Origin of the sequence: Halovivax limisalsi, assembly GCF_023093535.1 — an archaeon.
In the GTDB taxonomy this organism is placed as follows: Archaea; Halobacteriota; Halobacteria; order Halobacteriales; family Natrialbaceae; genus Halovivax; species Halovivax limisalsi.
Genome location: NZ_CP095757.1, coordinates 2,557,360 through 2,584,205, shown reverse-complemented (window position 1 = coordinate 2,584,205; position 26,846 = coordinate 2,557,360). Strand labels below are relative to the sequence as shown.

Annotated in this window: 27 protein-coding genes and 3 pseudogenes; 9 read left to right on the top strand and 21 right to left on the bottom strand. The window is 67.7% G+C overall.

Going from position 1 to position 26,846, the window contains the following annotated elements:
• Positions 1–71: 71 nt before the first annotated feature.
• From MXA07_RS11975 to MXA07_RS11960, 4 genes and pseudogenes are all read left to right on the top strand, one after another.
• Positions 72–287, top strand: coding sequence for a hypothetical protein (locus tag MXA07_RS11975; RefSeq protein WP_247728829.1), 216 nt, complete (start codon positions 72–74; stop codon positions 285–287).
• Positions 284–790, top strand: a pseudogene (locus tag MXA07_RS11970) (cytochrome c oxidase subunit II); the annotation flags it as partial. The gene MXA07_RS11975 and the pseudogene MXA07_RS11970, both read left to right, overlap by 4 nt.
• 11 nt (positions 791–801) lie before the next feature.
• On the top strand, positions 802–2,544 hold the full coding sequence (locus tag MXA07_RS11965; RefSeq protein WP_247728828.1) for a b(o/a)3-type cytochrome-c oxidase subunit 1: 1,743 nt from the start codon (positions 802–804) through the stop codon (positions 2,542–2,544).
• On the top strand, positions 2,544–2,747 hold the full coding sequence (locus MXA07_RS11960) for a hypothetical protein (protein ID WP_247728827.1): 204 nt from the start codon (positions 2,544–2,546) through the stop codon (positions 2,745–2,747). The genes MXA07_RS11965 and MXA07_RS11960 overlap by 1 nt, the downstream gene beginning before the upstream one ends.
• A gap of 74 nt (positions 2,748–2,821) precedes the next feature.
• Here the strand turns inward: MXA07_RS11960 and MXA07_RS11955 are convergent, their stop codons facing one another.
• The gene (locus tag MXA07_RS11955; RefSeq protein WP_247728826.1) at positions 2,822–3,148 is read right to left on the bottom strand and encodes a winged helix-turn-helix domain-containing protein; all 327 of its coding nucleotides are present in this window, start codon (positions 3,146–3,148) and stop codon (positions 2,822–2,824) included.
• A gap of 261 nt (positions 3,149–3,409) precedes the next feature.
• Here MXA07_RS11955 and MXA07_RS11950 point away from each other — a divergent pair, with 261 nt between their 5' ends.
• Both MXA07_RS11950 and MXA07_RS11945 read left to right on the top strand, forming a co-directional pair.
• A complete protein-coding gene (locus MXA07_RS11950; RefSeq protein ID WP_247728825.1) occupies positions 3,410–3,772 on the top strand; it encodes a CGCGG family putative rSAM-modified RiPP protein in 363 nt (120 codons plus the stop codon).
• 197 nt (positions 3,773–3,969) lie between these two features.
• Positions 3,970–5,136, top strand: coding sequence for a TIGR04053 family radical SAM/SPASM domain-containing protein (locus MXA07_RS11945; protein WP_247728824.1), 1,167 nt, complete (start codon positions 3,970–3,972; stop codon positions 5,134–5,136).
• A gap of 86 nt (positions 5,137–5,222) precedes the next feature.
• Here the strand turns inward: MXA07_RS11945 and MXA07_RS11940 are convergent, their stop codons facing one another.
• Positions 5,223–5,969: a helix-turn-helix domain-containing protein gene (locus MXA07_RS11940; protein WP_247728823.1), complete on the bottom strand. Its 747-nt coding sequence runs from the start codon at positions 5,967–5,969 to the stop codon at positions 5,223–5,225.
• A 116-nt stretch (positions 5,970–6,085) separates the two neighbouring features.
• On the opposite strand from MXA07_RS11940, the gene MXA07_RS11935 reads away from it, so the two are divergent.
• Positions 6,086–8,635, top strand: a complete 2,550-nt coding sequence (locus MXA07_RS11935; RefSeq protein WP_247728822.1) for a heavy metal translocating P-type ATPase — start codon at positions 6,086–6,088, stop codon at positions 8,633–8,635.
• A gap of 144 nt (positions 8,636–8,779) precedes the next feature.
• Here MXA07_RS11935 and MXA07_RS11930 read toward each other — a convergent pair whose 3' ends face one another.
• The 12 genes and pseudogenes from MXA07_RS11930 to MXA07_RS11880 form a co-directional block, all read right to left on the bottom strand.
• A complete protein-coding gene (locus tag MXA07_RS11930) occupies positions 8,780–9,418 on the bottom strand; it encodes a hypothetical protein (RefSeq protein WP_247728821.1) in 639 nt (212 codons plus the stop codon).
• Positions 9,419–9,657: 239 nt separating this feature from the next.
• A complete protein-coding gene (locus MXA07_RS11925) occupies positions 9,658–9,921 on the bottom strand; it encodes a hypothetical protein (protein WP_247728820.1) in 264 nt (87 codons plus the stop codon).
• Positions 9,922–10,051: 130 nt separating this feature from the next.
• On the bottom strand, positions 10,052–11,422 hold the full coding sequence (locus tag MXA07_RS11920; protein WP_247728819.1) for an LVIVD repeat-containing protein: 1,371 nt from the start codon (positions 11,420–11,422) through the stop codon (positions 10,052–10,054).
• Positions 11,423–11,547: 125 nt separating this feature from the next.
• Positions 11,548–12,240: a hypothetical protein gene (locus MXA07_RS11915; RefSeq protein ID WP_247728818.1), complete on the bottom strand. Its 693-nt coding sequence runs from the start codon at positions 12,238–12,240 to the stop codon at positions 11,548–11,550.
• A 117-nt stretch (positions 12,241–12,357) separates the two neighbouring features.
• Entirely contained in the window at positions 12,358–14,142 is a 1,785-nt protein-coding gene (locus MXA07_RS11910) for a cytochrome c oxidase subunit I (RefSeq protein ID WP_247728817.1), read from the bottom strand.
• A complete protein-coding gene (locus tag MXA07_RS11905) occupies positions 14,139–14,690 on the bottom strand; it encodes a cupredoxin domain-containing protein (RefSeq protein ID WP_247728816.1) in 552 nt (183 codons plus the stop codon). The genes MXA07_RS11910 and MXA07_RS11905 overlap by 4 nt, the downstream gene beginning before the upstream one ends.
• Before the next feature lie 4 nt (positions 14,691–14,694).
• Positions 14,695–14,844 carry a hypothetical protein gene (locus tag MXA07_RS11900; RefSeq protein WP_247728815.1) on the bottom strand — a complete coding sequence of 50 codons (150 nt, stop codon included), beginning with the start codon at positions 14,842–14,844 and terminating at the stop codon, positions 14,695–14,697.
• A 166-nt stretch (positions 14,845–15,010) separates the two neighbouring features.
• Positions 15,011–15,889 (bottom strand): ABC transporter permease subunit, encoded by an 879-nt coding sequence (locus MXA07_RS11895; protein WP_247728814.1) that lies wholly within the window; start codon positions 15,887–15,889, stop codon positions 15,011–15,013.
• The gene (locus MXA07_RS11890) at positions 15,886–16,803 is read right to left on the bottom strand and encodes an ABC transporter ATP-binding protein (protein ID WP_247728813.1); all 918 of its coding nucleotides are present in this window, start codon (positions 16,801–16,803) and stop codon (positions 15,886–15,888) included. Before MXA07_RS11890 ends, MXA07_RS11895 begins: the two co-directional genes overlap by 4 nt.
• Before the next feature lie 173 nt (positions 16,804–16,976).
• Positions 16,977–17,402, bottom strand: coding sequence for a DUF7351 domain-containing protein (locus MXA07_RS11885; protein WP_247728812.1), 426 nt, complete (start codon positions 17,400–17,402; stop codon positions 16,977–16,979).
• A gap of 34 nt (positions 17,403–17,436) precedes the next feature.
• Positions 17,437–17,838, bottom strand: a pseudogene (locus MXA07_RS18300) (DUF7351 domain-containing protein); the annotation flags it as partial.
• A 58-nt stretch (positions 17,839–17,896) separates the two neighbouring features.
• Positions 17,897–18,691 (bottom strand): LiaF transmembrane domain-containing protein, encoded by a 795-nt coding sequence (locus MXA07_RS11880; RefSeq protein ID WP_247728811.1) that lies wholly within the window; start codon positions 18,689–18,691, stop codon positions 17,897–17,899.
• Between MXA07_RS11880 and MXA07_RS11875 the strand changes: the two are divergent.
• Positions 18,690–19,135 (top strand): annotated as a pseudogene (locus MXA07_RS11875) (universal stress protein). The gene MXA07_RS11880 and the pseudogene MXA07_RS11875 overlap by 2 nt on opposite strands.
• 81 nt (positions 19,136–19,216) lie before the next feature.
• On the opposite strand, the gene MXA07_RS11870 reads toward MXA07_RS11875, so the two are convergent.
• From MXA07_RS11870 to MXA07_RS11855, 4 genes are all read right to left on the bottom strand, one after another.
• Positions 19,217–20,281, bottom strand: coding sequence for an aminotransferase class V-fold PLP-dependent enzyme (locus MXA07_RS11870; protein WP_425492218.1), 1,065 nt, complete (start codon positions 20,279–20,281; stop codon positions 19,217–19,219).
• An 83-nt stretch (positions 20,282–20,364) separates the two neighbouring features.
• Positions 20,365–21,759: an FAD-dependent oxidoreductase gene (locus MXA07_RS11865; protein WP_247728809.1), complete on the bottom strand. Its 1,395-nt coding sequence runs from the start codon at positions 21,757–21,759 to the stop codon at positions 20,365–20,367.
• A 149-nt stretch (positions 21,760–21,908) separates the two neighbouring features.
• Positions 21,909–22,832, bottom strand: coding sequence for a universal stress protein (locus MXA07_RS11860; RefSeq protein WP_247728808.1), 924 nt, complete (start codon positions 22,830–22,832; stop codon positions 21,909–21,911).
• A 39-nt stretch (positions 22,833–22,871) separates the two neighbouring features.
• Positions 22,872–23,318, bottom strand: a complete 447-nt coding sequence (locus MXA07_RS11855; RefSeq protein ID WP_247728807.1) for a VanZ family protein — start codon at positions 23,316–23,318, stop codon at positions 22,872–22,874.
• A 429-nt stretch (positions 23,319–23,747) separates the two neighbouring features.
• Here MXA07_RS11855 and MXA07_RS11850 point away from each other — a divergent pair, with 429 nt between their 5' ends.
• Positions 23,748–25,004: an MgtC/SapB family protein gene (locus tag MXA07_RS11850; protein ID WP_247728806.1), complete on the top strand. Its 1,257-nt coding sequence runs from the start codon at positions 23,748–23,750 to the stop codon at positions 25,002–25,004.
• Between the two features lie 8 nt (positions 25,005–25,012).
• Here the strand turns inward: MXA07_RS11850 and MXA07_RS11845 are convergent, their stop codons facing one another.
• From MXA07_RS11845 to MXA07_RS11835, 3 genes are all read right to left on the bottom strand, one after another.
• On the bottom strand, positions 25,013–25,513 hold the full coding sequence (locus MXA07_RS11845) for a DUF2267 domain-containing protein (RefSeq protein ID WP_247728805.1): 501 nt from the start codon (positions 25,511–25,513) through the stop codon (positions 25,013–25,015).
• A 273-nt stretch (positions 25,514–25,786) separates the two neighbouring features.
• Entirely contained in the window at positions 25,787–26,377 is a 591-nt protein-coding gene (locus MXA07_RS11840) for a DsrE/DsrF/DrsH-like family protein (RefSeq protein WP_247728804.1), read from the bottom strand.
• Position 26,378: 1 nt separating this feature from the next.
• Positions 26,379–26,624 (bottom strand): sulfurtransferase TusA family protein, encoded by a 246-nt coding sequence (locus tag MXA07_RS11835; RefSeq protein WP_247728803.1) that lies wholly within the window; start codon positions 26,622–26,624, stop codon positions 26,379–26,381.
• Between the last annotated feature and the right edge of the window lie 222 nt (positions 26,625–26,846).

Sequence of the window (26,846 nt, the reverse complement as noted above, 5' to 3'; positions counted from 1 at the left end):
GGTTGCCCTGACTTCCCAGGTCCGTAGAACGGGCTCGACGGTCTAACACCCTGCTGTGTCTGCCCTCTCGTATGAGTCAATCGACCGATCACACCGACCAGTCGGTCCCGGCGTCAGACCCGGCCGTCGAGCTCGGTCACGACGAGTTCGATCCGATCGGGACCGTCGTCCTGATCGCGATCTACTTTCTGATCCTCGTCGGTATGTGGATTTTCACGTACTTCGTCGAGTTCCTCGGGAACGATCCGTCCGTCGTCGGGCTGCTCGCCCCGGTGATCGTCGGATGAACATTCACACCTACGAGAAGGCGTGGCTCGGCGTCGCGCTCGCGCTCATCGTCTTCTTCATCGCGACGATCGTCTACGGGACGGTCGGCGCCGGCATCGCGATGGTCGACGACTCCGGCGAGGCGATCGACCCGAACGAACTCTCCGATCACCCCGATTTCGGTGATCCGGGCGTCGAGCGGGTCGGCGAGAACGAGTACGAGGTGTACGTCGTCGCCCAGGCGTTCTTCTTCAATCCCGGCACCGAACGCGTCACGGGCCCGATCGAAGTCCCCGCGAATTCGGAGGTGACGTTTTACATCACCAGTGCCGACGTGATTCACGGGTTCAGCGTCGCCGGGACGAACGTCAACACCATGGTGATCCCCGGCGAAGTCGCCGAACTCACCGTCGAGTTCGACGAACCCGACAGCTACGGAATCGTCTGTAACGAGTACTGCGGCGCGAACCACCACAACATGGAGGGCATGATCGAAGTGGTCCCCGAAGACCAGTTCGAACTGGAGGGCGAGCGATGAGCGCGTACCTCGACCAGTTCCCCCGCGAAGCGCGGCTGGTGAAGGCGTCGATGTTCTCCGCGTTCGTCGCGCTGGCCATCGGGGCGACGTTCGGCTTCGTGCAGGTCCTCCACCGGGCGGACGTCCTCCGTATCTTCAGTTCGGCGGACTACTACACCGTCCTGACCGCCCACGGCGTCCTGCTCGCGATCACGTTTACCATCTTCTTCCTCGTCGGCCTCTTCACCTGGGGCGTGACGACGAGTCTCGATCGGGGACTCGAGGATATGCGCCTGTCGTGGGGCTGGTACGGGATGATGGTGGTCGGCGCGCTGCTGGCGGTGATCGCCATCTTCGCCGGCTTCATGGACGCGCCGCCGGAGGTGCTCGGCTCCGAGCTCCAGGCCAGCGTCCTCTTTACGTTCTACGCCCCGATGCAGGCCAATCCCATCTTCTACCTCGGGCTGGCGCTGTTCGTCGTCGGGACGTGGATCGCCGGCCTCGACTGGTTCCGATCCTACTGGGCCTGGAAGCGCGAACACCCCGGCGAACGGACGCCGCTGCCGACGTTCATGGCGCTCACGACGATGCTGTTCTGGATTCTCTCGTCGGCCGGCGTCGCCGTCGCGATCCTGTTCTTCCTACTGCCGTGGTCGCTGGGGATCGTCGACTCCGTCAACCCGCTGCTCACCCGGACGCTGTTCTGGTTCTTCGGCCACGCCGTCGTCTACTTCTGGCTGATGCCGGCGTACATGCTCTGGTACATCCTGTTGCCGAAACTCTCGGGCGGGAAGCTGTTCAGCGATCCGCTCGCGCGCGTGGTCTTCGTCCTCTTCCTGCTGCTCTCGACGCCGACGGGCATCCACCACCAGTACATGGACCCCGGCATCGCGGAGGGATTCAAGTTCATCGTCATGGTGAACACGATGTTCCTCCTGCTGCCGAGCCTGCTGACGGCCTTTACCGTCGTCGCGAGCATGGAACACGGCGCCCGCCAGCGCGGCGGCACCGGCTACGTCCGCTGGCTCGGCAAACTCCCCTGGCGCGACCCGACCTTCACGGGGATGGCCCTGGCCGGCCTCCTGTTCGCCGCCGCCGGCTTCTCCGGGATGATCAACGCGGGGATGAACATCAACTACCTCGTGCACAACACGTTCTGGATCGTCGGGCACTTCCACCTGACCGTCGGGACGGCCGTCGCGCTCACCTTCATGGCGGGCGCGTACTGGTTCGTGCCGCAGGTGACGGGCAAGCCGCTGTGGAACCGCTCGGTCGCGCTCGTCCAGACCGTGCTGTGGTTCCTCGGGATGGTGTTCATGTCCAACGCGATGCACCGCGGCGGTCTGATGAGCATCCCCCGTCGGACGGCCGAACCCCAGTACAACTTCGAGTTCGAGGGATCGGTCGGGAGCGTCGCCGAACTCGACGCGCAGGTCGTCCTCGGCGGGACCATCCTCACGATCTCGATGCTGCTCTTCCTGGTCGTGATCGCGATGACGCTGCTCGGGAGTCGGGGCGAGGTTCCCGACAACGAGTACGCCGGGACGCTCTCGGGGCCGGAACACTCGCCGGCGATCCTCGACAACCTCAAGCTCTGGACGGCGATGGCGGTCGTCCTCATCGTGCTGGCCTACTCGCTGCCGCTGGCGGCGATCGTCGAGCGACACGGCCTGTTCGGACCGGGAATCGAAGGGATCACGCGCGTCCTGCCGATGGTCGACCCGATCCTCGCCCGTCTCACGTCGGTGGTGATAGCCTGATGCGGATCGATCCGGCCGTTCTGCTGGTCGTCATGGCGCTTGCGATCCCGCTCATCGTCGAGCTGCGGACCGTCGCCGCCTGGGTCGGAATCGACCTGACGCTGGTCGAGACCGCCGTCGTCGGCGTCGCACTCCTCGGTGCGATCGTCGCCTGGGCGCTCTCCGGCGACTCGGGCGAGAACGGCAGCAAGCCGACCGGCTGACCGGCGCGACGACCGTCCGCTGAACGACGATCGACGACGGCCCGTCCGATCACCCGAACGAGAGCCGTCGATCGCTACCGCTCCCCGCCCGACGGTCGATTCGACTCGATCGCTCGAACGGCGTCGAGGCCGATCGTTATCTCGTCGACCGTCCGGACGTACCGCGTCGCCTGACTGTAATCCGGCAGGATCACGTGGCGACGTTCGACGAGGCCGGCGGCCCGGAGCCGGTCCAGTTTCCGGTAGACCGTCGACGAGGAGCAGTCACAGGCGCCCGAGAGGTCCGTCGCCGACGTCGGCTCTTCGAGCCGTTCGAGGATCGAGCGACACGTCGGGTCGTTCAGCGCGTGACAGACCCGCGCGACCCCGTCCTCCGACCCTGGGCTGAGCGTCTCAGTCATCCGAGGTTGTCCCCCGTTCGGCGTGAGCCGCGCGGTGGCGGGCGGGTAGGGTGTCGGGCCCCGCGGCCCCGGTTCCAGCGCGAACCATCTGGTATCGACCCGTAGTATGCGGGGGCAACTTTACCAGCGACACCCCGAACTGGTTCGTCCGTCGCCGGGAACGACCGAATCCGCACGTGGCACTCGCCGACGCCGTCGCTCGAGGACCACCCGAATTGGTTCGGGGCCACGACGAGGGTGCCGGGTCGCGTACGCCACGGCATGAGTTCAGATCCGACGGCGGACGACGAATCCCGGTCCGTCCCGGCCGACCGTTCCCCCGGCGACGGTCGCGAGCCGATCACCCGACGCGTTCACGAGAACTCCTGGTCCGCCAACCTCGAAGAGCCACACCACGCGGACGACCCCGAGCGCATCGTCGAGGAGGCGATCGACGCCATCGAGGCGACGGCGCCAGGCTACCACGTCAACCTGGTGACCCACGCGGCCCACGGGCACCCGGAGGGCTACCTCTGGCCGGCGCTCGAATCCTACGTGGCCGAGTCGGACGCACGACCGCTCGAATGGGAGTACGTCGACCAGTGCGGCTGCGGCGGCCACGTCACGCGCGTACGGGTCGAGTGACGAGGAGGTGGGAGTCGATTGTCAGTCGACGTGTGGACGATCGTACTGGCAACATCTTCTCGGTCGGTTCAGCGCATCGCGGATCCTCGTCTGTCGGCTCACCTGGGATAGGTCCTGCGCCGAACGAGTACGGCCGAGTTCTCCGTCGCTGGGAACGTCGACCGGGCTAAAGGACCTCCGAAGCCGAGTACCGCCTGATGCAACCCCGGAGCGTCGACACCGCCGACCGACCGCTCGTTCTCATCTGGGAGCTCACGCAGGCCTGTCATCTCGCTTGCGAGCACTGCCGCGCCGAGGCCGATCCCGGCAGACACCCGGAGGAACTGACGACCGCGGAGGGAAAGCGACTCCTCGAGACGGCCGCGGACTTCGGGGACGGACAGCTGGTCGTCCTCTCGGGCGGCGATCCCCTGGTCCGGGACGACGTCGAGGAGCTGGTCGCCCACGGGACCGACCGCGGCCTCCAGATGACCATCACGCCGAGCGGCACGCGCTCGCTCACGAACGACCGAATTCGAGGTCTCGCCGACGCGGGTATCAAGCGGATGGCGGTCAGTCTCGACGGCGCGACGCCCGAGCGCCACGACGCGTTTCGCGGCGAAACGGGGAGCTTCGCGGAGACGATGCGAGCGGCTCGCGACGCGAAGGCCGCTGGCATCCCGATCCAGGTGAACACGACGGTCTGTGCGAGTACGGTGTCCGACCTGCCGGCGATCCGCGACCTCCTCGAGGAACTCGGCGTCGTCCTCTGGAGCGTCTTCTTCCTGGTGCCCGTCGGCCGGGGGCGAGTGCTCGAATCGATCTCGCCCGAGCGAGCCGAAGCCGTGATGGAGTGGCTCGACGACGTCAATCGTGACTCTCCGTTCGGTCTCAAGACGACGGAGGCGCCGATGTACCGCCGCGTCGTCGCCCAGCGAGCGGCCGATCGGCGGGCCGATCCGAACGGGCCCGAGGGACGACCGTCCACGGGCAGCGAGGCTGACGGTCGTCCGTCGGCAGCCACGACCCGCCGCGGCGGCATCGTCGCGGGCGACGGCTTCTGCTTCGTAAGCCACACCGGCGAGGTATTCCCGTCGGGCTTCCTCCCGGAATCGGCCGGCAACGTCCGGGAGACGCCGGTCACCGAAATCTACCGGGAGAGTGACCTCTTCCAGTCGCTTCGCGACCGCGAACAACTTACCGGCAAGTGCGGCGCCTGCGAGTTCCGCGCGCTCTGTGGCGGCAGTCGCTCGCGGGCGTACGCGACGACCGGCGATCCGCTCGCCAGCGACCCGCTCTGTTCGTACGTCCCAGAGGGCTACGACGGCCCGATGCCGTGGGACGAGGCCGATCGGGTCCCCGGGGCGGCCGGCGTCGACTCGTAATCGGGACGAACCAATCGATCTCGATCGGCTAGCCTGCGGTCCTCGCGTCACGGTGAGACGATTTCGACCCGCCGTCCATCCAAGGTCTATCGCGCTTCCAGAATCGCGTCGAGCAGCTTCGACTGGGCGGCGCCCAGGTGTTCCGCGAACGTCGAGCCGCTGATGCCGAGCGCGTCGGCCACCTCGCCGGCGTTCGCCCCTTTCGGGTACTCGAAGTAGCCGAGTTCGTGGGCCGTCTCCAGCACTTCCTGCTGGCGCGCCGTCAATCTCGCGCGATCGACGAGGACGAGGTCGCTCTCGTCGGATTCGGCGTGTCGGGTGAGCTCTCGCAACGAGACGCCGTCGAAGCGCGCCTTGAGGTCGGTGATCGTCTCCGAGAGCGAGTCGAGGTCCGGCCCGGTGACGCCGACGTGCAGTGCTCCGTCGACGGCTCGAAGCGAGTTGACCGGGTTCCCGGCCCCTTCGACGACTTCACAGACGCAGTCGTCCGACCAGCTCCTGGTGAAGCGATAGGTCCGGGTGGCGCCGGCGCTGCCGACCGGCGTGAGGGTGACTGGATCTTCCGCAGTCCCGTCCGTACTATCGGCCAACTGGTGATTCTCGGACGTATCCGCCGCTGGCGCTGCGCTCGCGGTCTCGGCCGGTCCACGGGAGAACTGGCCGGCCAGTTCCTCGTTCGGATCGTCGACGGTAAACTCCTCGACGACGGTCTCCGCGTCGCGAAGCGAGGATCGCGAGACGGATTCGACCGTCGAATCGCGAGCGTCGGCCGCCAGCGCGACCGGACAGCCGCCGGGGTCGTCGACGACGATCGTCGCCTGGTAGCCCGTCATATCCGGGCTTCGGGCCGCCGCCGGCTTAACCCCGCGTCGTGGTTCTCAGGGGCTGGGGAGCCGGGCGAACGGGTTCGGCGCCAATCCTTCACGGACGTCCGTGAAACGTCCCGGCAATGGCCCCCTGTTCGCTGTGCGGCCTCCCGACGCCGACGCCGCCGGTGGCCGACGCCGACGGCGAGGGATCGTACTGCTGTCGGGGCTGTCTCGAGGTCGACGCGGCGCTGGGCGGGTTGGACGACGTCGATCGCGGCGACGTCCGCGAGCGGACCGTCGAGCCCGGTGCGGACGATTCGGCGGAGCCGACGATCCCGGACGACGCCGACGTCGCGTTCTTCGACGTCGACGGCATGCACTGTGCGACCTGCGAGGGGTTCGTCGCGCTGCTGGCCGAGCGCGTCGACGGGGTGTGCGGAATCGAGGTGAATTACGCCACCGAGACCGCCCGCGTCGGGTACGATCCCGCGGTGACGGACCCGGAATCGATCGCGGCGGGGATCGCCGGCCACGGCTATCGCGCTCGTCCTAAAGGCGAGTCCGCAGCGGACGATGATGGGGCGGATCGGTCGCGGGCGGCGGAGGACGACCTCGCGACGCGGCTGCTCGTCGGCGGCTTTCTCACGTTTCTCATCAAGCCCTGGTACCTCTTTTACTTCTACCCGAGCTACGTCGGCCTCGAAACGGGGATCCTCGACGTGGACGCGACGACTGCGGCCGGGCGGTACGTTCCGATGGTCTCGATCGCGGTCATGACGACGATCGTGCTGTGCTACACCGGCTACCCCGTCCTGCGCGGGGCCTACGTCAGCCTCCGGGTGCGCCGGCCGAACATGGACCTGCTCGTCGCGCTGGCGGCGGTCTCGGCGTACGGCTACAGCACGCTGTCGCTGGTCACCGGCGGCGACTATCTCTACTACGACGTCACGGTCGCCGTCGTCATGGTGGTGAGTCTCGGGCGCTACGTCGAACGAAAGCGCCGTCGCGCGGCGACCGACCGGCTCTCCTCGCTCGCCTCGGCTCGCACCGACGAGGCGAGACGACTCACCCCGGACGGCCGCACGGAGGCGGTCTCGGTCGACGCGCTCGAACCGGGCGATGTCGTCCGCGTCAAACCGGGCGAGCGGATCCCGATCGACGGCACCGTCGCGTCCGGCACGGCCGCGGTCGACGAGTCGGTCCTGACGGGGGAGTCGCTTCCCCGGACGACGGGCGAGGGCGACGACGTGGTCGGCGGCTCGATCGTGACGGACGCCCCGATCGAGGTGACGGTCGGGGCGGACGCGGCGAGCACGCTCGATCGGATCGCCGAACTCGTCTGGTCGGTCCAGAGCGGGACGCCCGGCATCCAGCGATTCGCGGATCGCCTCGCGACGGTCTTCGTGCCGCTCGTCTTCACCCTCTCGATCGGCGTGACGGCCTTCCTGCTTGCGACGGGTGCGTCGCGCTCGAGCGCCCTGCTCGTCGGGCTCGCCGTCCTCGTCGTCTCGTGTCCCTGCGCGATGGGCCTGGCCACGCCGCTGGCCGTGGCGTCGGGACTGCGCGACGGGCTCGAACGCGGGATCGTCGTCGCCAACGAGTCGCTGTTCGAGTCGGCACCGGCGATCGAGACGGTCGTCTTCGACAAGACGGGGACGCTTACGACCGGCGAGATGACCGTCCGGGACGTCGATCCCGTGGCCGGAGAGACGGCCGAAGCCGTGCTCGAGCGGGCGGCCGCGGTGGAACGCTACGCCGAGCATCCGGCCGCGAACGCCATCGCGGACTACGCGGCCGACCGTGGTGTGGACGGCCCCGAACCGAACCCCGTTCCAGCGGACGAACCGCCGCACTCGACCGCCGAATCCGCCGAGAAGGAAGCGCCCCCGACCCGACCAGACGGCGGGTCGACCGCGAAGGGTGCCGATCGGTCTGACCGGGTGGGTTCGATCACAGACTTCCGCAGTCATCCCGGGGAGGGCGTCAGTGCGCTGGTCGACGGCCAGCGCGTCGCGGTGGGGACGCCGGATCTCGTCGAGCGGGAGATCGGATCGATCGGGAACGCGCTTTGCAATCGGGTCGAGGCGGTTCGCGAGGCCGGCCACCTTCCCGTCGTCGTAGGGTACGACGGCGCGGCCAGGGGCGTCATCGCGGTCGGTGACGCCGAGCGGGCGGAGTGGGACGACGTCGCCGCGGCCGTCGGGGATCGCGAGGTGATCGTCCTGACCGGCGACGACGAGCGCGCGGCCGAGAAATTCAGCGATCATCCCGCCGTCGACCGGGTGTTCGCCGGTGTCCCGCCGGACGGCAAGGTCGAAACGATCCGCCGGCTGTCGGCCGCCGGGCCGGTGGCGATGGTCGGCGACGGGACGAACGACGCGCCCGCCCTCGGCGCGGCCGACCTCTCGATCGCCATGGGTCGCGCCACCGCGTACGCGACGGACGCGGCCGACGTCGTCCTCACGCGCGACGATCTCCGTGACGTTCCGGCCGTCTTCGATCTGGCCGGTCGGACGCGCCGGCGCATCCGCGAGAACGTCGCCTGGGCCCTGACGTACAACGCCGTCGCCCTCCCGCTCGCGGTGACCGGCCTGATCAACCCGCTGTTCGCCGCGGTCGCGATGGCGTCCAGCAGCCTCTTCGTCGTCGCCAACTCCGCGCGGTCGATACTCGACGACGGTGACGAGTGAGGCGGCCGGGGTTCGACCCGACACAGGCGATTCGGACCGAGTCGATCGTCCGCAGATTCGCTCGTCGTCGGCTCCGAACGCTGAGTTCGTTCTTCGAGTCGGTTCGGCGAACCCGTCTCGTTCGATACCGAGCATTCAGGTCCGTCAGCACGTGCCGCCGCCCGCACCGCTGGCGGCTCCAGCCCCGGCACAGCTCGCGGCGCTCGCGCCCGCACCGGCGGCGGCTGCCGTCCCGGCGACGATCAGCGCCGCGTCGTCCGTGTGGCTGTAGTCCTTGCAGGCACCCCACGCGACCGGCGCGATCTCGTCGTCGATGTCGTCCGCCGCCTCGACGGCACCCCGGAGGTCCGCGAGCGAAAACCCGGCGTCGGTCGCGTACCGATCGACGAGCTGGTCGGTGAGCGCGATTCGCCGGCATTCTTCGGCCTCGAAGAGTTCGTCGCCGTCGAACGTGAACTGAACGTCGTAGTGGCGGACGAATACGTCGTCGAACGGTGCGTGGACGGCGTCGATCGCTTCGCCCACGAGGTCCCAGACGCGATCCATATCGGGCGTTTCGACGTCCTCACCGAGTGAAAAGCGGACGATAGGGACGACGACGGGCTCTCCGTCCGGCCCTTCGTTGACGACAGCGACACCGGTCACGCCGCAGTCCTCTACATCGTCGGTGCCTCGCTCGACGGCGTCGCGGAGCGTCTCGTCCGCGTCGCTCTGTCGCGCTTCCAGGTCGACCTGTTCGTCCGGCGTGTCGTCGCCGAGCAGGCGTTCGAGCAGCGATCGCATCCTGTCACGAAGTACTGACCGATCGACCTTCGGTATTGCGGTGGCGGGCGATCGATCCGATCGGTCGACTGGCCGTCGGGAGGCCTCCACGACTGGATCAGACATGACCGTTCCGCTCATCGAGCCCTCGTTGCCTGATGGGAATCGGGGACTCCGGAGGCCAATACCGCCCTTCGATCAGCGTGCCGGGTTCCTCGCGTGCTATCGACGCGTGGGTTTTCGAGGGTGCGTACCCACACTCACCCGTCGGCGAGTTGTATCCCCCGCGCAACGACGTACATCAATACGATACCGGCTCCGACGGCGAGAACGAATTGCGAGATGACGGTGAGGAGTCCTCCGAGCACCGCGTTGCCGGCGACCAGCAACGCGATCACGAACACGAGCAGCGCCGTCCCGCCGAACAGGACGACGAGCCCGGCAAGCGGGAGCGCTTCCGCTCGGATTTGGCCGACGTCTAACTCTCCCGATTCCGGATCGACAAATGGCGGTGACGACGCCATAACACGATACCCTTTGACCGTATCACAAATCTACCTTCCTATCGTACGTTCGGCGAGCGGGCTCATCCAGTGTTCGCAGGGACGTCCATCCGTTTCGAAACGGATCGGCCCACGAACACGCGGACGGTACTCACTCTGCCCGATCGGCCGCCGCGAGCGACGGCGGGTCGTCCTGCTCGCCCGGTCGGTTCGGGAAGGTGTAGATCGCACCCATTCCGTCGCCGTCCCAGCCCATGCTGCTGGCGACGACCGTCGACTCGTCGGCGAGCTGGGCGGTCCAGAACGAGGTTTCGTCTGGGCGGCGCCACCACGCGAGTTCCGTCGGATCGGCCGGATCGCCGATATCGTGAATCTTCACGCCGCCCTGGTACCACGACGTGAACAGGCGATCGCCGGCGAGCTGGAAGTTGTGCGAGGTCGTCCAGACGCCGTCGCCGATCGCGCCACACTCGTGGCACTTCGTGTGTGGGAGCACTGGGTCGGTTCGCGCCCCGCCGGACCCGGCCGCGAGCGGCGATACACTGTAGGTCGGATCGGGCGTCGGGGGCGGATCGATCGTCGCCAGGTGAGTAGGTGCCGACGGATCGCGAACGTCCCAGAGATCGATGCCGCCGGGTCCGCCGTCGCCCGTCGCGTTCGCCGCCCAGGCCTCCTCGTTGGTTCCCAGGACCGTCCCCGCCTCGTTCGATGTCGCGTAGTGGTGGTTTCCGGGGAGCGCGATCGTCTCGTCCTGGACGGCCGACGACGGGATCGACGCCAGTTCGTCGATCGACCGGCCGCCGACGTTTCCCACGGCCGTCGGATCGGAGGGATCGCTCACGTCGACGAACCACGTGCCGGCGTCCCAGAGGGCGAGAAACGCGAGGTCGTTTCGAACGTGCACGTCGTGGAGCCAGCGGAGTCGCGGGTCGACATCGCCCCACCCCGTATCGTGGTCGAGCAGCGACCAGCGCCCGACCTCCTCGGGACCGTCCTCGCGCACGTCGACGATCACGAGCGGCTCCCGATCGCGGTCGTTTCCGGTGAGGTACGCCCGGCCGTCCCGGATGGTCGCGTTGTGGATGGGGAAGTCGGTCTCGTGAAACGCCACTCGCCTCGGCGCGGCCGGCTCGCTCACGTCGTAGAGGAGCAAGCCTTGGATAGCGTCGCCGCCAACCGGGTTCGCCGGCCCGGCCACGAGCAGTCGATCGCCGTCGATCGCAACGTCCCACAGCTGTTCCATCGGACCGCCGGGCCGGTCGGCCAGGAGGCCACGCTGCTCCGCGAGTACCGTCGGGTCGGCGGGATCGCTCACGTCGACGGTGGCGATGCCGTCCGCGACGGCGGCGTACGCCACGCCGCCGTCGACGACGGCCTCCTTCGCGTCCGCCAGCGGGACGCGACCCAGCGGGCGATACGGCGTCGACTCTTCGCCGCCGCGAATTCGATCGACCGCACGATAACCGCCGATCGAGACGGCGACGCCCCCGAGGGCTCCCGCGAGGAGTGCTCGTCGACGCATGTCTGCCCCGACCTATTGCCCGAGAACGCTTAAAGGCGAGCCGGCCCGTGTCGGCCGTGGCCGGGGGCCACCGGCAGGGCCGACCGGGACGGTCGCGTGGCGGCGAGTCGTCGACGTTGTCCTCCTCAGACGACCGACCGCCTGAAGACGCCGACGCGATTCCCGTCGGCGTCGTAGAGTCTGACGGTGTACTGCTTCTGGCCGACCACCTCCTCGAGTTCGTCTTTGCGTATCTCGAACGTGGCGGCGGGGTCGTCGATCGTCTCGAGTTCCGTCCCGCCGGTGGCGACGACGATCCTGTCGACGCCCTCGGCGTCGGTGAGCTGGCAGGTGACCAGTTCCTCGCCGGTCTCACAGCGCAGGTCGGCGGCGACGTCGGCGCCGGAGTCGTCCTCGAACGCGCTCTGGAAGTCCAGTAGCATGGGCGAGAACTGGATCGTCGCCAGGACGACGACGATCGCGACGAACGTCGAGAGGTTGACCTTCGAGCCGTGTCTGGCGAACCAGCGGGTCACCGGATGGTCCGCCGTCCGTCGCAGTCGGATCACGAGCGGGACGACGACGATGTGGGTCAGCGGCCCCCAGCAGATCAGCACGAAGCCGTAGGCCATCGTGTAGTAGAGGAACGTCCACGACGGGCGATACGAGAGGAGCAGGGAGCTGGCCGACCAGCAGAAGAACCCGAACATCAACAGTCCGACGCTCTTGAGGAGGCGCCAGACGACCGTGTTCGCGTAGTAGATGCTCTTCAGGTCGCGCCAGCTCTGTCGCACCAGTCGGCCGGGAAGCGAACGCGTCGAGGCGGAGTGGTCGGACATGTATTGGAGTGGACCGTCGTGTTCTCGAGGTGATCTCGGGGGTCGTGTGCGAGCGTGGGGTTCTATGGTCGATCGGACGATTCGGATCGGTCGAACGGGGTTCGGTCGGGTCGGAAGTCAGACCCCGATCGACCAGAGCTGCGTGAGCAGGTACCAGTTCAGCGCGTAGGTGATCACGAATGCGGCCATGAAGACCAGACAGATGATGAACGTCCCGCGCATCTCGTAGGCGTGGACGGGGTCGTCCGGGTCGTCGGCCATCGCGAGGTGGGCCGCGGGTTCGTCGCTCTCGGCCGCGGCGGCGTGGCCGCCGTCTGCGACGAGGTCGGCGTTACCGCCGGGCTCGATCCGGTCGCCGAAGAGCACCGAGAGCGCCGAGAGCGCCACGAAGAGCGCGCCCCCGACGATCGCCAGCATGGCGACGATCCCGAAGATGGCGAACAGCGGGCTCGCGGCCTCGAGGCTGAAGTCGTACCCCGCTCGGGGGATGTTGCTGACGACTTCGGGCGTCCGTCGCGGAATGCCGTACAGGATGCCGAGGTACATCATGATGAGCGTGGTCAGGCCCATCGCCCCGCCGAAGAGGAACGGTTGGCTGGAGACCAGCGAGGCGCCGACGAACCGACGCCGGAACATCGTCCGGATGACGAAGTAGATCAGCCCCATGAACGTCAGCGTCGTGCCGAGGACGACGGTGGCGTGGAAGTGCCCGACCGTCGCGAACGTGTTGTGCCAGGCCATGTTGAGCTGCATCTGGCCCATCAACACGCCGGTGATGCCGCCCAGGAAGCCGAACAGGATGATCGCCAGCACCGGCGCCGAGAACGTCGGGTTTTTCCAGGGCGCGGAGGTGAGCCAGCCGAAGAGCCCGCCGCCCTTGCCGCGCTTGCGCCGGCCGGCCTCGATGCCCGCCGGGATCGCGAAGGCGTGGATGAGGCTGGCGAACGTCGCGCCGTAGAACGCGTAGGAGGTGTTCCAGATGCGCCAGCCGGCCGAGATGCCGGGGTCGACCAGCAGGTGGTGGGCCGCGCCCATGTTGATGAAGAAGAGGTAGAGGACGAACGCGGTGCGCGAGACCTTCTCGCTGACGACCTCGGCCCCGCCGACGACGTGGGTCAGGAAGTACCAGACCGTGATCATCGCGAGCAGGTTGATCTGCTGGGTGCCGTGGCCGATCGTCCAGAACCACATCCGGTAGGAGGCCGGATCGAACTGCATGAGTTCGAGCCGCCAGAGCAGCGCGCCGCCGAACGCGACGAGGCCGCCGAGCAAGGCCTCGACCGCGATGATGCCCGTGATGAACGCGCCGAAGACGACCAGCGGCAGCGATCGGGTGCCGTGGACGCGCTTTTCGCGCCAGATCGTCAGGAAGAACGGCACCGACGCGATCACGACCCCGAGGATGAAGACGATCGCCCCGGCGTAGTACTCAGGTTGCGAGGGAAGCGGGACGTACGAAGTCAGCATCGGCGCCTGGTTGGGCTCACTCGTCGTCCAGATCCCGTAGTAGATGGTGAGCGCCCCCGCGAGCATCGTCGCGTAGCCGAGTTTGGCCAGTTTCGAAAGCGGCAGTCGTCGGCCGAGAACCATCGGCCCGCCGACGTAGAGGATCGCCACTTCCATGAAGACGATCCAGAACAGCAGCAGGCTCCAGGCGTGCATGCTGACGTGGATGTAGAAGTCGCTCGCGTCGAGGAGGCCGATCAGCTCCCAGCGGGTGAGCGCGATAGTGATCGCGAAGAACCCGCCGACGATCATGAACAGGAGCGAGGTCAGCCCGAAGAGCTTGACGTGATTTTCGACCGATCGGTGGATCGAGAGGCCGGTGACGCCGCACGTTCGAAAGCCCTCGTCGTCGTAGTCGTTGTCGAACAAGTCGAAGACGTCGAATCTGTGGCTCATTGTTCGGGATCCTCCACGTACAGGGTACCCGCCATGGTTTCGTGCCCGTCGCCGCAGAACTCGTTACAGAGCACGCGGTAGGTCCCCGGTTCGTCGAACGTCATCGGGATGATCCACTCGTAGCCGGGCAGTACCTGCAGGTTGATCTGCTTGCTCAGGTTGTCCTCGGCGCGGATGGAGAAGCCGTGCTGGACGTCGTAGGACCCCAGGTGAATGTCGTACTCCGTTCCCGCTTCGAGGACGACGGGTAACCCGTCCCACATGTACGTCGTCGCGCCGATGTAGACGTCGTCGCCCGGCGGGATCAGGGCGCCCTCGTCGTTCTCCTCGGCCGATCCCTTGTAGTCCTGGACGGCCTGCATGTACTCTTCGGGTTCGAGCCGGTACGTTTCGCCGATCGGGTTCTGGTCGCCGACCCGGGTGAAGGTGCTCATCCACCCGAAGAGGACGACGGCCCAGGCGCCCCCCAGGGCGAGCCAGATCGACTCGCGGCGGTTGATCGGCTGGTTCCACCAGTTTCCCTCCGGCGGTTTGAGCGGTGACGTCATGATATCACCGCAGTGGCACCGTGAAGATGTCCAGCAGCCCCCAGCCGACGTAGGAGACGGTAAAGAAGACCAGCGCCAGCAGGGCCAGCAGCCAGACGTTGTCGTAGAGCCGTTGCATGAACGGACGGTCGTCCCCGGAGCGAGTCGTACTCATGGCACACGGGACCGAATCGTCACGTGGACCCGGTAGCCATTGCCCCGCACCCGTTCGCCCGCGTTCTTACTCGCTGGGAAGACCTTCGCCCGGACCCGTCATATCGTGGCTCAGTATGGCCCGTGGAATCGATACGGGGACGACTCGGCCCGGAGGGGAGATCCCCTTACAGGTCCGCGGCGTCGAATCGCCGGTAGCCGACGAGCAGCGCAACGGCGAACCAGAGCGCGAGGACGACGAGCCCGATCTCCGGGGAGGCGAAGATGGGTTCGGCCTCGCCCGTACTCACCTCGACGCCGGCACCCGCGCCGCCGGGATCGGCGTCGGCCTGCGACGCGACGTCGGGTAACAGCGCGACGAGGCCCGAGAAGTAGGCCGCGGAGGGCGAGAGTTGCATCACGGTGAACGCCCACTCGGGCATCGTCGCCGGGTTCGGCAGCGAGAAGCCGCCGGCGACGTAGAGAATTCCCATCACGACGGCGTCCCACAGCAGTTCGAACGCGACGAAGAAGCCGAGCGCGAGCGTCGTGGCCCGCGCCGTCGACCCCGTCGTCGCCGAGAGCCCGACGACGATCGTCGCGTAGACGGCGACGAACGCGAGCGTGAGTAGTACGAAGATCGATCCGGCGACGACGTCGACGTGGCCGAGCAACGCCGCGCCGAACGCGAGTCCGATCACGAGTCCGACGCCGAGGCCGAACCCGAGGACGCCGGCCCGACCGAGCACCTTCCCGACGAACACCTCTCCGCGCGTGGTCGGGAGCGAGCACAGCAGTTTGATGCTCCCGAGTTCGCGCTCGCCGGCGAGGGACTTGTAGCAGACGACGATGGCCAAAATGGGGACGAACAGGGCGGCGAGGCCGGCGGTGAAGAAGAGCAGGCCGCCGAAGGTCGCGCCGCCCGGCTCGCCGAAGGCCTCGGGCACCTCGACGTAGGCGTAGGACGCGACGAGCGAGATGACGACGAAGGTCCCGACGAGCGCCCACAGCGCCCGCGACTGGACGGCGTCCCGGAAGTCCTTCTTCGCGACGACGAACCGGGTCATCGCTCGACCTCCTGTTTTTCGGTAGTATAGCGGACGAACAGGTCCTCGAGCGACGATTCGACGACCGAGAAGTCCTCGACGGCCGTGATCTCGTCGATGGCGTCGAGCACGTCGAACTTCGAGACGTCCTCGAGCGCGACTCGCAGCCGACCGTCGTCGATCGCGGCCGAGGCGACGCCGTCGAGATCGGCGACCGCGTCGCGCACCCCCTCGTCGAGGGTGGCGACGGCGACGAACAGGGTTTCGCCCGTTTCGGTGGCGTCGCGCAGGGCGTCGATCGTATCGATCGCGACGAGGCGCCCGCGATCGATGATGCCGACGCGATCGCAGACGGCCTCGACCTGCTCCATGATGTGACTCGAGAAGAAGACGGTCGTCCCGCGGGCGTTCTCCTCGCGGATGATCTCGCGCATCTCGCGGGCGCCGTTCGGGTCGAGCCCGGTCGAGGGTTCGTCTAGCACCAGCAGGTCGGGGTCCCCGACGAGCGCCATGGCCAGCGCCAGCCGCTGGCGCATCCCCTTCGAGTAGCCGCCGGCCTTGCGACCCGCGGCGTCGGCGACGTTGACCCGCTCCAGCAGCGCGTCCGGATCGTCGTCGACGCCTTTCATCTCGATGGCGAACTCGACGTGCTGGCGGCCGGTGAGTCGATCGTAGACGTGGTAGGCGTCGGGAAGGACGCCCGTCCGCCGGCGGACGGCCCGCCCCTCGCGCTGGGCGTCGTGGCCGAGGACGGTCACCGACCCGCTCGACGGGCGCACGAAGTCGAGGAGGATGTCGATCGTCGTCGACTTCCCGGCGCCGTTCGGGCCGAGGAAGCCGAATATCTCGCCGTCCTCGACGACGAGGTCGAGATCGTCCACGGCGACGACGTCGCCGAATCGCTTCGTCAGCCCGTTCGTCTTAATCGCCGCCATTCGACTCCCCTCCGCAAACGGGCACGGCTCCGTCGGACGTGGCTGGTTGCATAGAGACCGTTGTTCGCTCCGATCAGTTAACTATTATCATCATTGCAACATACTGGCGACCAAGCAACTCAAACAACTTTGAACACCGCCCGTCGAGCCGTTCTGTTCGGATCGCCGGCCGGTCACGGCTGGGCGTGGACGGTCACCGCTCGACGCGGTCGCTCGGTTCTGCGATCGATATTGCGCCACTCGTCCGTTCGCCTCAGCCCCCCCAATTCCGCGGTCGAGACGGTGTAGCTCTCGTCCATCGACAGTTCGAGTGGAGTGTCGTCGAACGAGAGCGCTATTCGGGCGTCGAGCGGGTGGGTCGAGGTGACCGCGCTCGTGATAGCGCCGTCGGTGACGAACCCGAAACACTCCCACAGCGGCGTATTCCGCGGCGAGATATCGTTCTCCCAGAGGTAGCCCACGGCCGCCGTGTGACGCGCCGCAACCGCTTCGAGGGGAACGGTCAGCACGAATCCGCACTCGTGACGCGTGTTGACGTGGCCGTACAGCCGGTCGCCGGCCCGGTCGAAGCCCTCCCCTCGTCTCGACGCGACCGGCACACTCCGGATAGAGGACCGCGCGTACCTGGAGGACGGCGCTCCGGATGCGACGGCCGAAACTCTCCACGATCTCGGCGGAACGTCGACCGGCGACCTGACTCTGCGGGAAGCCGTCGACGACGAGGATCGACCCGCGGTCGTCGCAGCGGATCCGAAACCGCTCGTCAGCGAGCGCGGCGGTGAGCGATCCGGCTTCGCAGCGGATGCAGACGCCGTCGACCGCGCTATCCGCGAAGGTCGACGCGCTCTCGTAGAGACCCGCGCGGATCCGGCGTCGCCGATCCGGGTCCGCCTCGACGAGCGCGAAGAGTATCTCGAGGCGACGCTGATCCGCGAGGGCGCCCTTCGCGTCGGCGACGTCGCCGCCGTTCAGCTCGCTCGAATCATCCGACGACAGCTGGCTCGATCGTTTCGAGTACCGCTGAGGAGTTACCACTTTCGTCGAAGAGCGCGTGTGACATCCCTCTGTGGAGGATGTCGATCGAACGGTCCCGTCAGTCGGAGACGGCGATCCCGCCAAACGCGGCGAACCCGGTCACCACGAGGTCGACCTCGTCGCGGATATCGTCGGTGCGTGCCCGATCGTCGGCCGCACCGGCCAGGATCGGCAGGACGTCTAGTTGCACGTTCCACTCGCGGGGGACGATGATATCGACCCCGCCGAAGAGGGCGACGGCGTTGATCCGCGCCGGCCGCTCGCCCACGGTCGCGTCACGCAGGTCGAGTTCCGCTCCACCGAACATCGCAGTCAGATCAGCCCCTCGGAACTGCTGAGAGGTGTTTCGTTTCTCGACGCCGCCGAACGCGGCGAAGGTCGAGGTGTGGGCACCCTCGACCTCGGCGGCGCTCGATCGGTACTGACCGAGCACGATCGAGAGTCCGAGGACAATCACCAGAAGTGGCCAGAAGTCGACCATTCGATCGACGGATACGACGTCGAGAGCCACGAGCTGCCAGGCGACCGCGACGCCGATCAGGACGACGGGACCGACGAGGTTTCGAAAGCGACTCCCGACGAGCGCCCAGATGCCCACGAGCACGAACAGCGAGGGGGCGAACTGCAGCAGGCTCTGCGTGGGAGCGACGCCCGTCGTATCGAGCAGCAAGATCAGTCCGACCAAAACCACGAGTAGGCCGAGCAAGAACTGACTGGTGGGAACGCGGCGGGAAGACCCTCCAAGCGTCATGATTCCGTATACTCCCACCGAGGCAAATAAACCCTGGCGCATCCAGCCGATCAGAAACTGCCCCCGATCAGTTGTGCGTCCGTGCCGCACCTGTTGGCGCATGTACGACCGGATTCTGGTGACGACGGACCTGAGCCGCGGCGCCGACGACGCGATCGAACACGCCATCGACGCGGCCGATGCGGACGACGCCACGATATACGTGCTATCCATCATCGATCCAGACGAACACAGTTCATACCGGTGACGAGCACGTCCATGAGATCGAGGGGCTGGAATCGGCGCTCGAGCAGGCCGGACAGGATGCCGTGGACGCGATCGTACAGCGGGCCGAAGGCGCAGGCGTGGAACGACGCCGTCCTCCGCCGGGGCGTTCCGCACGAGGAGATCCTCGCGTTCGCGGACGAAGCGGACGTCGATCTGACCGTCGTCGGGTCGAAGGCTCGAACGGGAGAGCACCGCCGACAGCTCGGGAGCGTGGCCGAGCGCGTCACTTCGATGGCCGAACGACCGGTAACAGTGGTCAAGACGCCAGTGGACGGTTAAGTGTCACCGGCTATTCCTCCGCCTCCCTCGCGAACGGTTCACCGGCGGGCGGGTACTCCCCAGCATCGAACCGGACCAGCATCAGAGACTCCGGTCCAGCGCCTCGTGCAGGGCGTCGACCTCCCCCTCGGTATTGACCGCGTGGACGGACGCGCGGATCGCGTCCGGTTTCGGCAGCGGACGAACGACGATGCCCTCGTCCCGGATGCGCTCAGTGACGGACTCGGGGTCGTCGACGGCGACGGTTACCAGCCCCGACTCGGGATCGGCCGGGCTCAGGAGCCGCTCGTCGGGGATCCCGTCGGCGAGTCGGCCCGCGAGGCGTTCGTTTCGGGATTCGATCGTCTCGAGACCGATCGACTGCATCGATTCGATAGCGGTCCGTAGCGCGACGTGCGGGGCGGGATTGATCGTGCCGATCTCGAAGCGCGGCGCACCCGGTTTGAGCTCGTACCGATTCGCGGTCGCTTCGGCCACGCCGCGGTAGCTGATCGCCCCGGGCGTGAGGGAACCGACGACGGACCCCTCGACGTACAGAAATCCGCCGCCCCACGTCCCGAGCAACCACTTGTGGCCCGCCGCGGCGACGGCGTCGGCGCCCCACTCGGTCACGTCGAGCGGGACCTGACCCGGCCACTGGACGGCGTCGACCAGGACGAGCGCGCCGGCGTCGTGGGCGATCCCGACCAACTCGCTGACCGGCAGGCGCGTCCCGTAGTTCCAGGTGATCGCGCTGAACGTCACCAGTTTCGCCCCCTCGACGGCCTCGCGGTAGGCGTCCATATCGAGTCGACCGGCCTCGCTCTCGACGACGCGGACCTCGACGTCCCGCTGGCGCTCGAGACGCTCCCACGGGAGGATCCCGGCCGGGTGCTCCACGTCGGTCCGGACGACGACGTCGCCGGGCTCCCACTCGAACGCGCCGGCGAACCGATTGATGCCGTCGGCCGTGCTCTGGGTGAGCGCGATCTCGGCGGGAGCGGCGCCGACGAAATCCGCGACCGACTCGCGAACGTCCTCGTACGTCTCGAACGCCGCGGGGTACATCCCCTCGCCGCCCGGCGCGTCGAACTCGTGATACTCGAGGAACGCCTCGGCGGCCTCGACGACCGGCCGCGGACTCGGTCCGCTGGCCCCGAAGTTCATGTAGGTCACGTCGTCGAACGCGGGGATCGTCTCCCGAAGCGCGTCCGGCGTCTCGGGGGGCTCGGGCGGCTCGATGCGATCCGTCACCGGATCTCGTCCTCCATGCTACCGCCGAGGACCTTCGCCGCCGTCACGATTGGGTCCCAGACGGGGCTAAACGGCGGCGCGTACGCCAGGTCGGCGTTCTGTAGTTCCTCCACGGTCAACTCGCCCTGGATCGCGGTCGCGACCGCGTCGATCCGCTTGACGCCGTCGCGGCCGACGACGCTGGCGCCAATGACGCGCTCGCTCGCGGCGTCACCGACCAGCGTCACGGTGAGTTCGGTCGCGCCGGGGTAGTAGTGCGGCCGCGTCGGTGCGTCGATGGTCACCGAGACTGGGTCGAAGCCGGCCTCGCGGGCTCGTTCCTCGTCGATGACGCCAGTTCGGGCGGCGCCGAGTTCGAACGCCTTGACGATGGCCGTCCCGGCCGTGCCACCGGTTCGCGTCGGGTCGCCGCCGACGGTGGCGCCGATGGCGCGGCCCGCGCGGTTGGCCGTCAGCGCGAGCGGGACGTGATCCGGTTCGCCGGTGACGACGTTCGTCGCTTCGGCGCAGTCGCCGGCCGCGTAGACGTGCTGGACGGTCGAGCCGTCCGTCGCGTCGAACGTCCGCCCGTAGTCGTCCGTCGCGATCGCGCCGGTCGGCCCGAGTTCGATCCCCGCGTCCTCGGCGAGGTCGGTGTTCGGCGCGACGCCGACCCCCACGATCACGAGGTCCGCCCCGGCGGACGCCGTTCCGCCGCCTTCCTCGTACGTCACTCGCTCGACGCTCCCGTCGCCGGAAAAGCCCCGAACGGCCGTCTCCAGGCGGAGGTCGACCCCCTGATCGCGAAGGTGGTCCTCGACGGTCCGGGCCGTCTCTTCGCCGAACGGCTGCAGCGTCCGGGGCAGCATCTCGTACATGGAGACGTCGAGCCCGCGCGCGTCCAGGGCCTCGGCCATTTCGACGCCGATGTACCCGCCGCCGACGACGGCTGCGGACTCCGGTTCACGTTCGCCCACGAAGCGATCGATGGCGTCCGCTTCGTCCATGTCGTGGATGGTGAAGACGCCCTCGAGGTCGAGGCCGTCGAACGGGGGCTCGATCGCGCTCGCCCCGGTCCCGATCAGCAGGTCACCGTAGGACCGCTCGATCGCCTCGCCGGCCTCGCCCTCGACGGTCACCGTTTTCGCGTCGGTGTCGATGCCGACCACCTCGCGACCGGTCCGCAGATCGACGTCGCGCTCCTCGCGGAACTCCTCGGCCGTCACCGCGACGAGATCGTCGAGTTCCTCGACCGTCCCTTTCACGTAGTAGGGCATCCCGCACGCGGCGTAGGAGACCCACTCGCCCCGCTCGAAGACGATCACCTCGCGGCTCGGGTCCTCGCGCTTGGCCTTGCTCGCGGCGCTCATCCCGGCTGCGTCCCCGCCCACGACGACGAATGGATCCGTCATGGGAAATCGTAGGACGGCCAGCGGTAAAGTAATTTGGAATATGCACAATACTGCACCAGCAGTTCATCGGGGGGCGGCGGATACGGTCCCGACCGATCGGTTGTACTCCTCGTGTTTGCGGCGATACCGTCGGTGTCCGACCGCCGCTCTCACTCGTCGTCCGGCAGCGGCACGCAGGCGATCGGCACCGCGGCGTCGCGAACGACGTTTTCCGTCGTGCTCCCGAGGAGGTGCTGGCCGATGCTGGAGCGACCGCGAGTCCCCATCGCGACGAGGTCGACGTCGTGTTCGTCGACGGACGCGAGGATCTCGTCCACAGCGGGGCCGTGCGCGACCGTTCCCTCGACGGTGCACCGACGATCCCGCGCCCGTTCGCGAACCGCCTCGAGGGCGTCCTCGCCCTCGCGCTCGAGGTGCGCGAGGGCGCCTTCCGGGTCCGACGCGGCTGCCATCCGGGTCGATTCGACGGAGTAGAGCGCGCGCACCGTCGCGTCGACGGCCGCGGCGAGGTCGATGGCCCACTCGGCCGCGATCTCGGCCCCTTCGCTTCCGTCCGTCGGAAGCAGGAGCTCCTCGACACCGTCGGCAGTTAGCGACGCGTCGCGCGCCCCGGGCGGGACCGCGACCACCGGCACCGACGCGGTGCGAAGCACGGTCTCGGTGACGCTCCCGAGCACGACGCGGTCGAGTCCCGACAGCCCCTTCGTCCCCATCGCGATCGCGTCGACGTCGTTCGCGTCGGCGTAGGCCGTGATCTCGTCGGCGGGGGATCCCCGTTCGACCGTCGTTCGAACCGCGAGCCCCGGACCGTATTCTTCGGCCAGCCGTTCGACGGATGCCACGGCGTCCTCGGCCGCCGCGATCGGACCCGATCCGTTAGCCGCGGCGCTGTCATCGGCATCGCCGTCGCCATCCGCGGGCCCGTCGATCCAGTTCTGGTCGACGACCGCCAGCACGTGGACCGTCGCGCCGACGGTGGCGGCCAGTTCGAGGCCCCGATTCGCGCCGACGAGCGAACCGTCGCTTCCGTCGGTCGGTATCAGTATCGAGTCGATCGGCGCGGGCGGCGTCATCGGACGCCCGTTCGACGGCTAGCGGGTTAGAAGGGGGCCTCACGTGTTGGGAATCCGTTCGGTCCGACGGGCATCGTTCGCCGAGGTGACCGACTCGATACGTCCCGGTCGTCGTCTCGCGGATCCCCTCGTTCCCCACAAGACGCCGATACAGGCCCCGGACACTCCGGCGACGACGTCGGAGCGTTCGTGAGCTCGACCCGGGACGTACCGTTGCACTCGCCCGGTCCCGACCGCGATTCCCGTCGCGGTTCCGACGGTGAGCGCTGCGCGCAGGACCCAGCCCACCCCCTCGACGGAAAGCGCCTCGTCGAGCGCCGCGGCGAACCCTGCGTAGCCCAGGAAGTGCGCGAGCGTATCCGGGCCGGCTCCCTCGAACGACGGGTGTCGTTCGAACGGCACCGGGAGCAACGAGCCCCCGACGAGGGCCAGCGTCGCGAGCGCCACGGTAACCCAGCGCGACGGTGCGCGACAGTACGTCGTCATACGCGATGGACGACCCGCGGATAGTTGATATCGAGGGTCACCCGGGAGCCTGGTCGAGTCGATCCCGATGGCCGGTCCGACTCCGCAGATCGGGTGATCCGCGATCGATACGACGATCGTCCTCGCCCCGGAACCTTCGGCGAGGACCGTCGACGGCCGCGGCCTGTGCATTCTCGCCTCGTTCAGCAGGTGACGAAGGTTTTGGGTGTTGGCGGCGTACGCGGGGCGTATGTCCCGGCGAACAGAGGCGACGTCCGGCGGCGATCGCTCGACCATCGCCGTTCCCGACGAGCCCGAAGGCGGTCGAGTCGGCGTCTCGTCTCGTTCCGACGCGGCTGTGATCGATTCGGGGTGGCGGTCCCTGCTCGCTCGTTCGCCTGCCTCGACGCGGCGCCGACCGGAGCGATCGCCGCGCGGGCGTGATCGCCGATGATCGAGGGGGTCGCGGTTCCCGACCTGCTCGGACAGGTACTCGTCGCGATCGCGACGGGCGGGCTGATCGGACTCGAGCGCGAGCGCCTCCCCCGACGCAAGTACGCGGGCTTGCGGACGATGGCGTTGTTGTGCGGCGCTGGCCCGATCGTTGTCTTCGTCGGCGAGCGGACTGGAGCGCCGGTCTCCCTCGTGACGCTCTACCTGGGCCTGGCCGCGACGGTCGCCGTCCTGATCGCGTACCTCCGCTTCGCGATCGACACGGCCGACGTCGGCTTCACCACCTCGATCACGGTGTTCCTGGTCGCGTTGCTCGGCCTCCTCGTCGGTTACGGCGAACTCTTCGCGTCGACGTCGATCGCCATCGTCCTCGTCGCGGTGCTCTCCGAGCGGGATCGGTTACACCGCTACGCCTCGGTCATTACCGACAGAGAACTGCAGGACTCGCTGACCCTCGGCGCGCTGGTCTTCATCCTCTATCCGGTGTTGCCCGCCGAACCCGTCGATCCCTACGGCGTCGTCTCGCCGCGGGAGGTACTGCTGTTTACGATCTTCGTCCTGGCCATCCAGTTCGGCGCCTACGTCTCGATGCGCGGGTTCGGCGGCTCGCGGGGGCTCGCGCTCACGGGATTGCTCGCGGGCAGTGCCAACTCGCTGGCGGCGGCGGGCGTCCTGGCGCGCTTCGCCAAGCAAACGCGCGAGGCCGTCGACGCGGCCTCGGCCGCCCTGCTTCTGGCCACCATCTCGATGATCGGAAGGAACGTCGCGATCGCGGGCGTTCTCGGCGCGGGAATGCTCCGTTCGCTCTGGCTTCCGACCGCGGTGATGGTCGGACTGGGTCTCGCGATCGCCGGAAGTTTCTGGCGGTTCGGTGAGGTCTCCGACGGCTTCGATATCGATTTCGGGTCGCCACTTTCGCTCGCTGCCGCGGCGAAGTTCGCCGCCGCGTACGTCGCGATTCTGGTCGTCTCGGTCGGTTCTCAGGAGCTGTTCAGCGACCTCGGACTGTACGCGGCGGCGTTCGTCGGCGGTCTCGTCTCGTCGGCCGCCGTCTCGGTGACCGCGGCGACGGTGCTCACCGGGGGTAGCGTCACCGCGGACGGGGCCGCGAGCATGGTCGTCTTCGGCATCGTCGCGAGCCTGTCGGCGAAGGTCGCGCTGGTCGAACTCGTCGACGGTCGATTGCGCACCCGCGTGGCGCTTCCGCTGGTCGCGATCGGGATCGCCGGACTGGTAGCGCTCTGGATCGGGTGAGTCGGCGATCACTCCTCGAAGGGTGCGTTCGGCTCGTCCCCGCCCGGCGTGGTAGTCTGGGTGTCTCCCTCGGTCTGTCCTTCCCGAGCCCCGGTCCAGCCGCCCGCGTCGACGATCTCGAAGAGATTCCGCCAGTTTCCGTCGTCCTCGCTCTCGGGGAGCTGGTCGCGAAGCTCCTGGAAGTCCGAGCCCGGAACCTGCTCCGCAACGAGATCGACGACGACGCGCGCGTGATACGCCGCCTCGGCATCGTCGACGGCATCGCCCTCGATTTCGCTGACCCGCGAGAGGTACTCGCTCCAGTCGAAGCGTTGGCCGTGATCGATGACGGCGCCGGTCAGGTACCACTCGATCTCGAGGGGTAGGCTCGCCGCCAGATCGTCGGCGTTCCCCTCGGGAATCCGCTGGCCGAGGGGCATCAGCGCGGCGCGGATGGCCCTGAGCGTGCGGCCGGTGTCGGGAAACTCGAGTCGGTGCTGCACTTCGCCGGTGAATTCGTCGAAGTTCATACGGGAATCGGCCACGACCAGCACCGAAAACCCCGGTGGTGCGTATCGGGGTGCCCGAGTGTCACACCCGCCGGCCGTTCGGCGGGATCGCCGCGACCGCAGGCCCGACCAGTCGGGCCGTTCGATCGGTGCCGGCGACGGTCCCGTTCGAGTCCGTCGAGCGCGATCGTAGAACGGACCGGAGTGTGGGCTCGTGTGCGGGGTGGCCGACACGGCTCGGAGCGAGGCGGTGCGGGGTGTAGCGTCCCGCGGGTGTAAGGGGTTCGTGGTCGGTTACACCAGCAACTGGACGTCGGACTCGGCCATGTGCTGGATCGCGGTGGCCGCGCCGACGCCGGTCGTAACGCCGTCGTAGAAATCGTCCTCGTCGTAGTCCATCAGCTCGATGGTCATCTGGCAGGCCTGGAGGTCGACCCCGCTCTCGAGCGAGAGATCGATGAGTTCCTCGATGGTGGCCGTGCCGTTCTCGTCGATACGCTTTTGCATCATGCGTGTCGCCATCGCGTCCATCCCCGGGAGCGCACCGATCGCGTTGGGGACGGGCAGGTTCGGGTTGCCGACGGCCGAGAGTTTGAGGTCCTTCGAGTGCTCCTCGTGGAGGATGTCGAGGCCCCAGAAGGTGTGAAAGACCACCACGTCCCAGCCGAAGGCGGCGGCCGTACTCGCCAGAATGAGCGGCGGGTAGGCCATGTCGAGGGTGCCCTGCGTGGCCACGACGGTCATCTTCTTGCCGTCGTCGACGGTTTCGGCCCCCGTGATCGCCCTTTCGAGCTCCTCGACGCGCTCGCGAAGCGCCGCAAACTCCGCGGGGTCGATCTCCGGGTCGGTGACTCCAGCCGCCGACGGTTCGTTCTCCGTGCTCATCTTACGCGGTCTTCTCGACGTAGTGCTTGTAGACGGCGTCGCCCTCGGTCTGGTCGAGGAGGGTCACGCCCTCTGTTCCCTCGGCCCAGCCCGCGAGGTCGCTCGTGCTGCCGGAGTCGGTCGCGACGACTTCGAGGATCTGGCCCTCGTCGAGGTCGTCGATCGCTCCCTTCGTCTTCACGACGGGCATCGGGCAGGACTGTCCTTTCACGTCGAGCGTCTCGGTGATGTCGTATTGGGAACTCATACCGTATCAGTGCTCTATATTGGAGCTACCACACAATATTGTTCCGGCCCATAAAAGAATGTCGATTAGTGTGGCGGATACGAACAACCGCCATAACTGGAATGGGATATCGAGGAGCAATAGCGCACTATCGAGCGCGATTACGTGTGAATACTAGTATCCGCCGGGCGTGAAGGCGAAATAGTATTGTGTAAATTGGGGAATTCTATGAAAACCCTTATG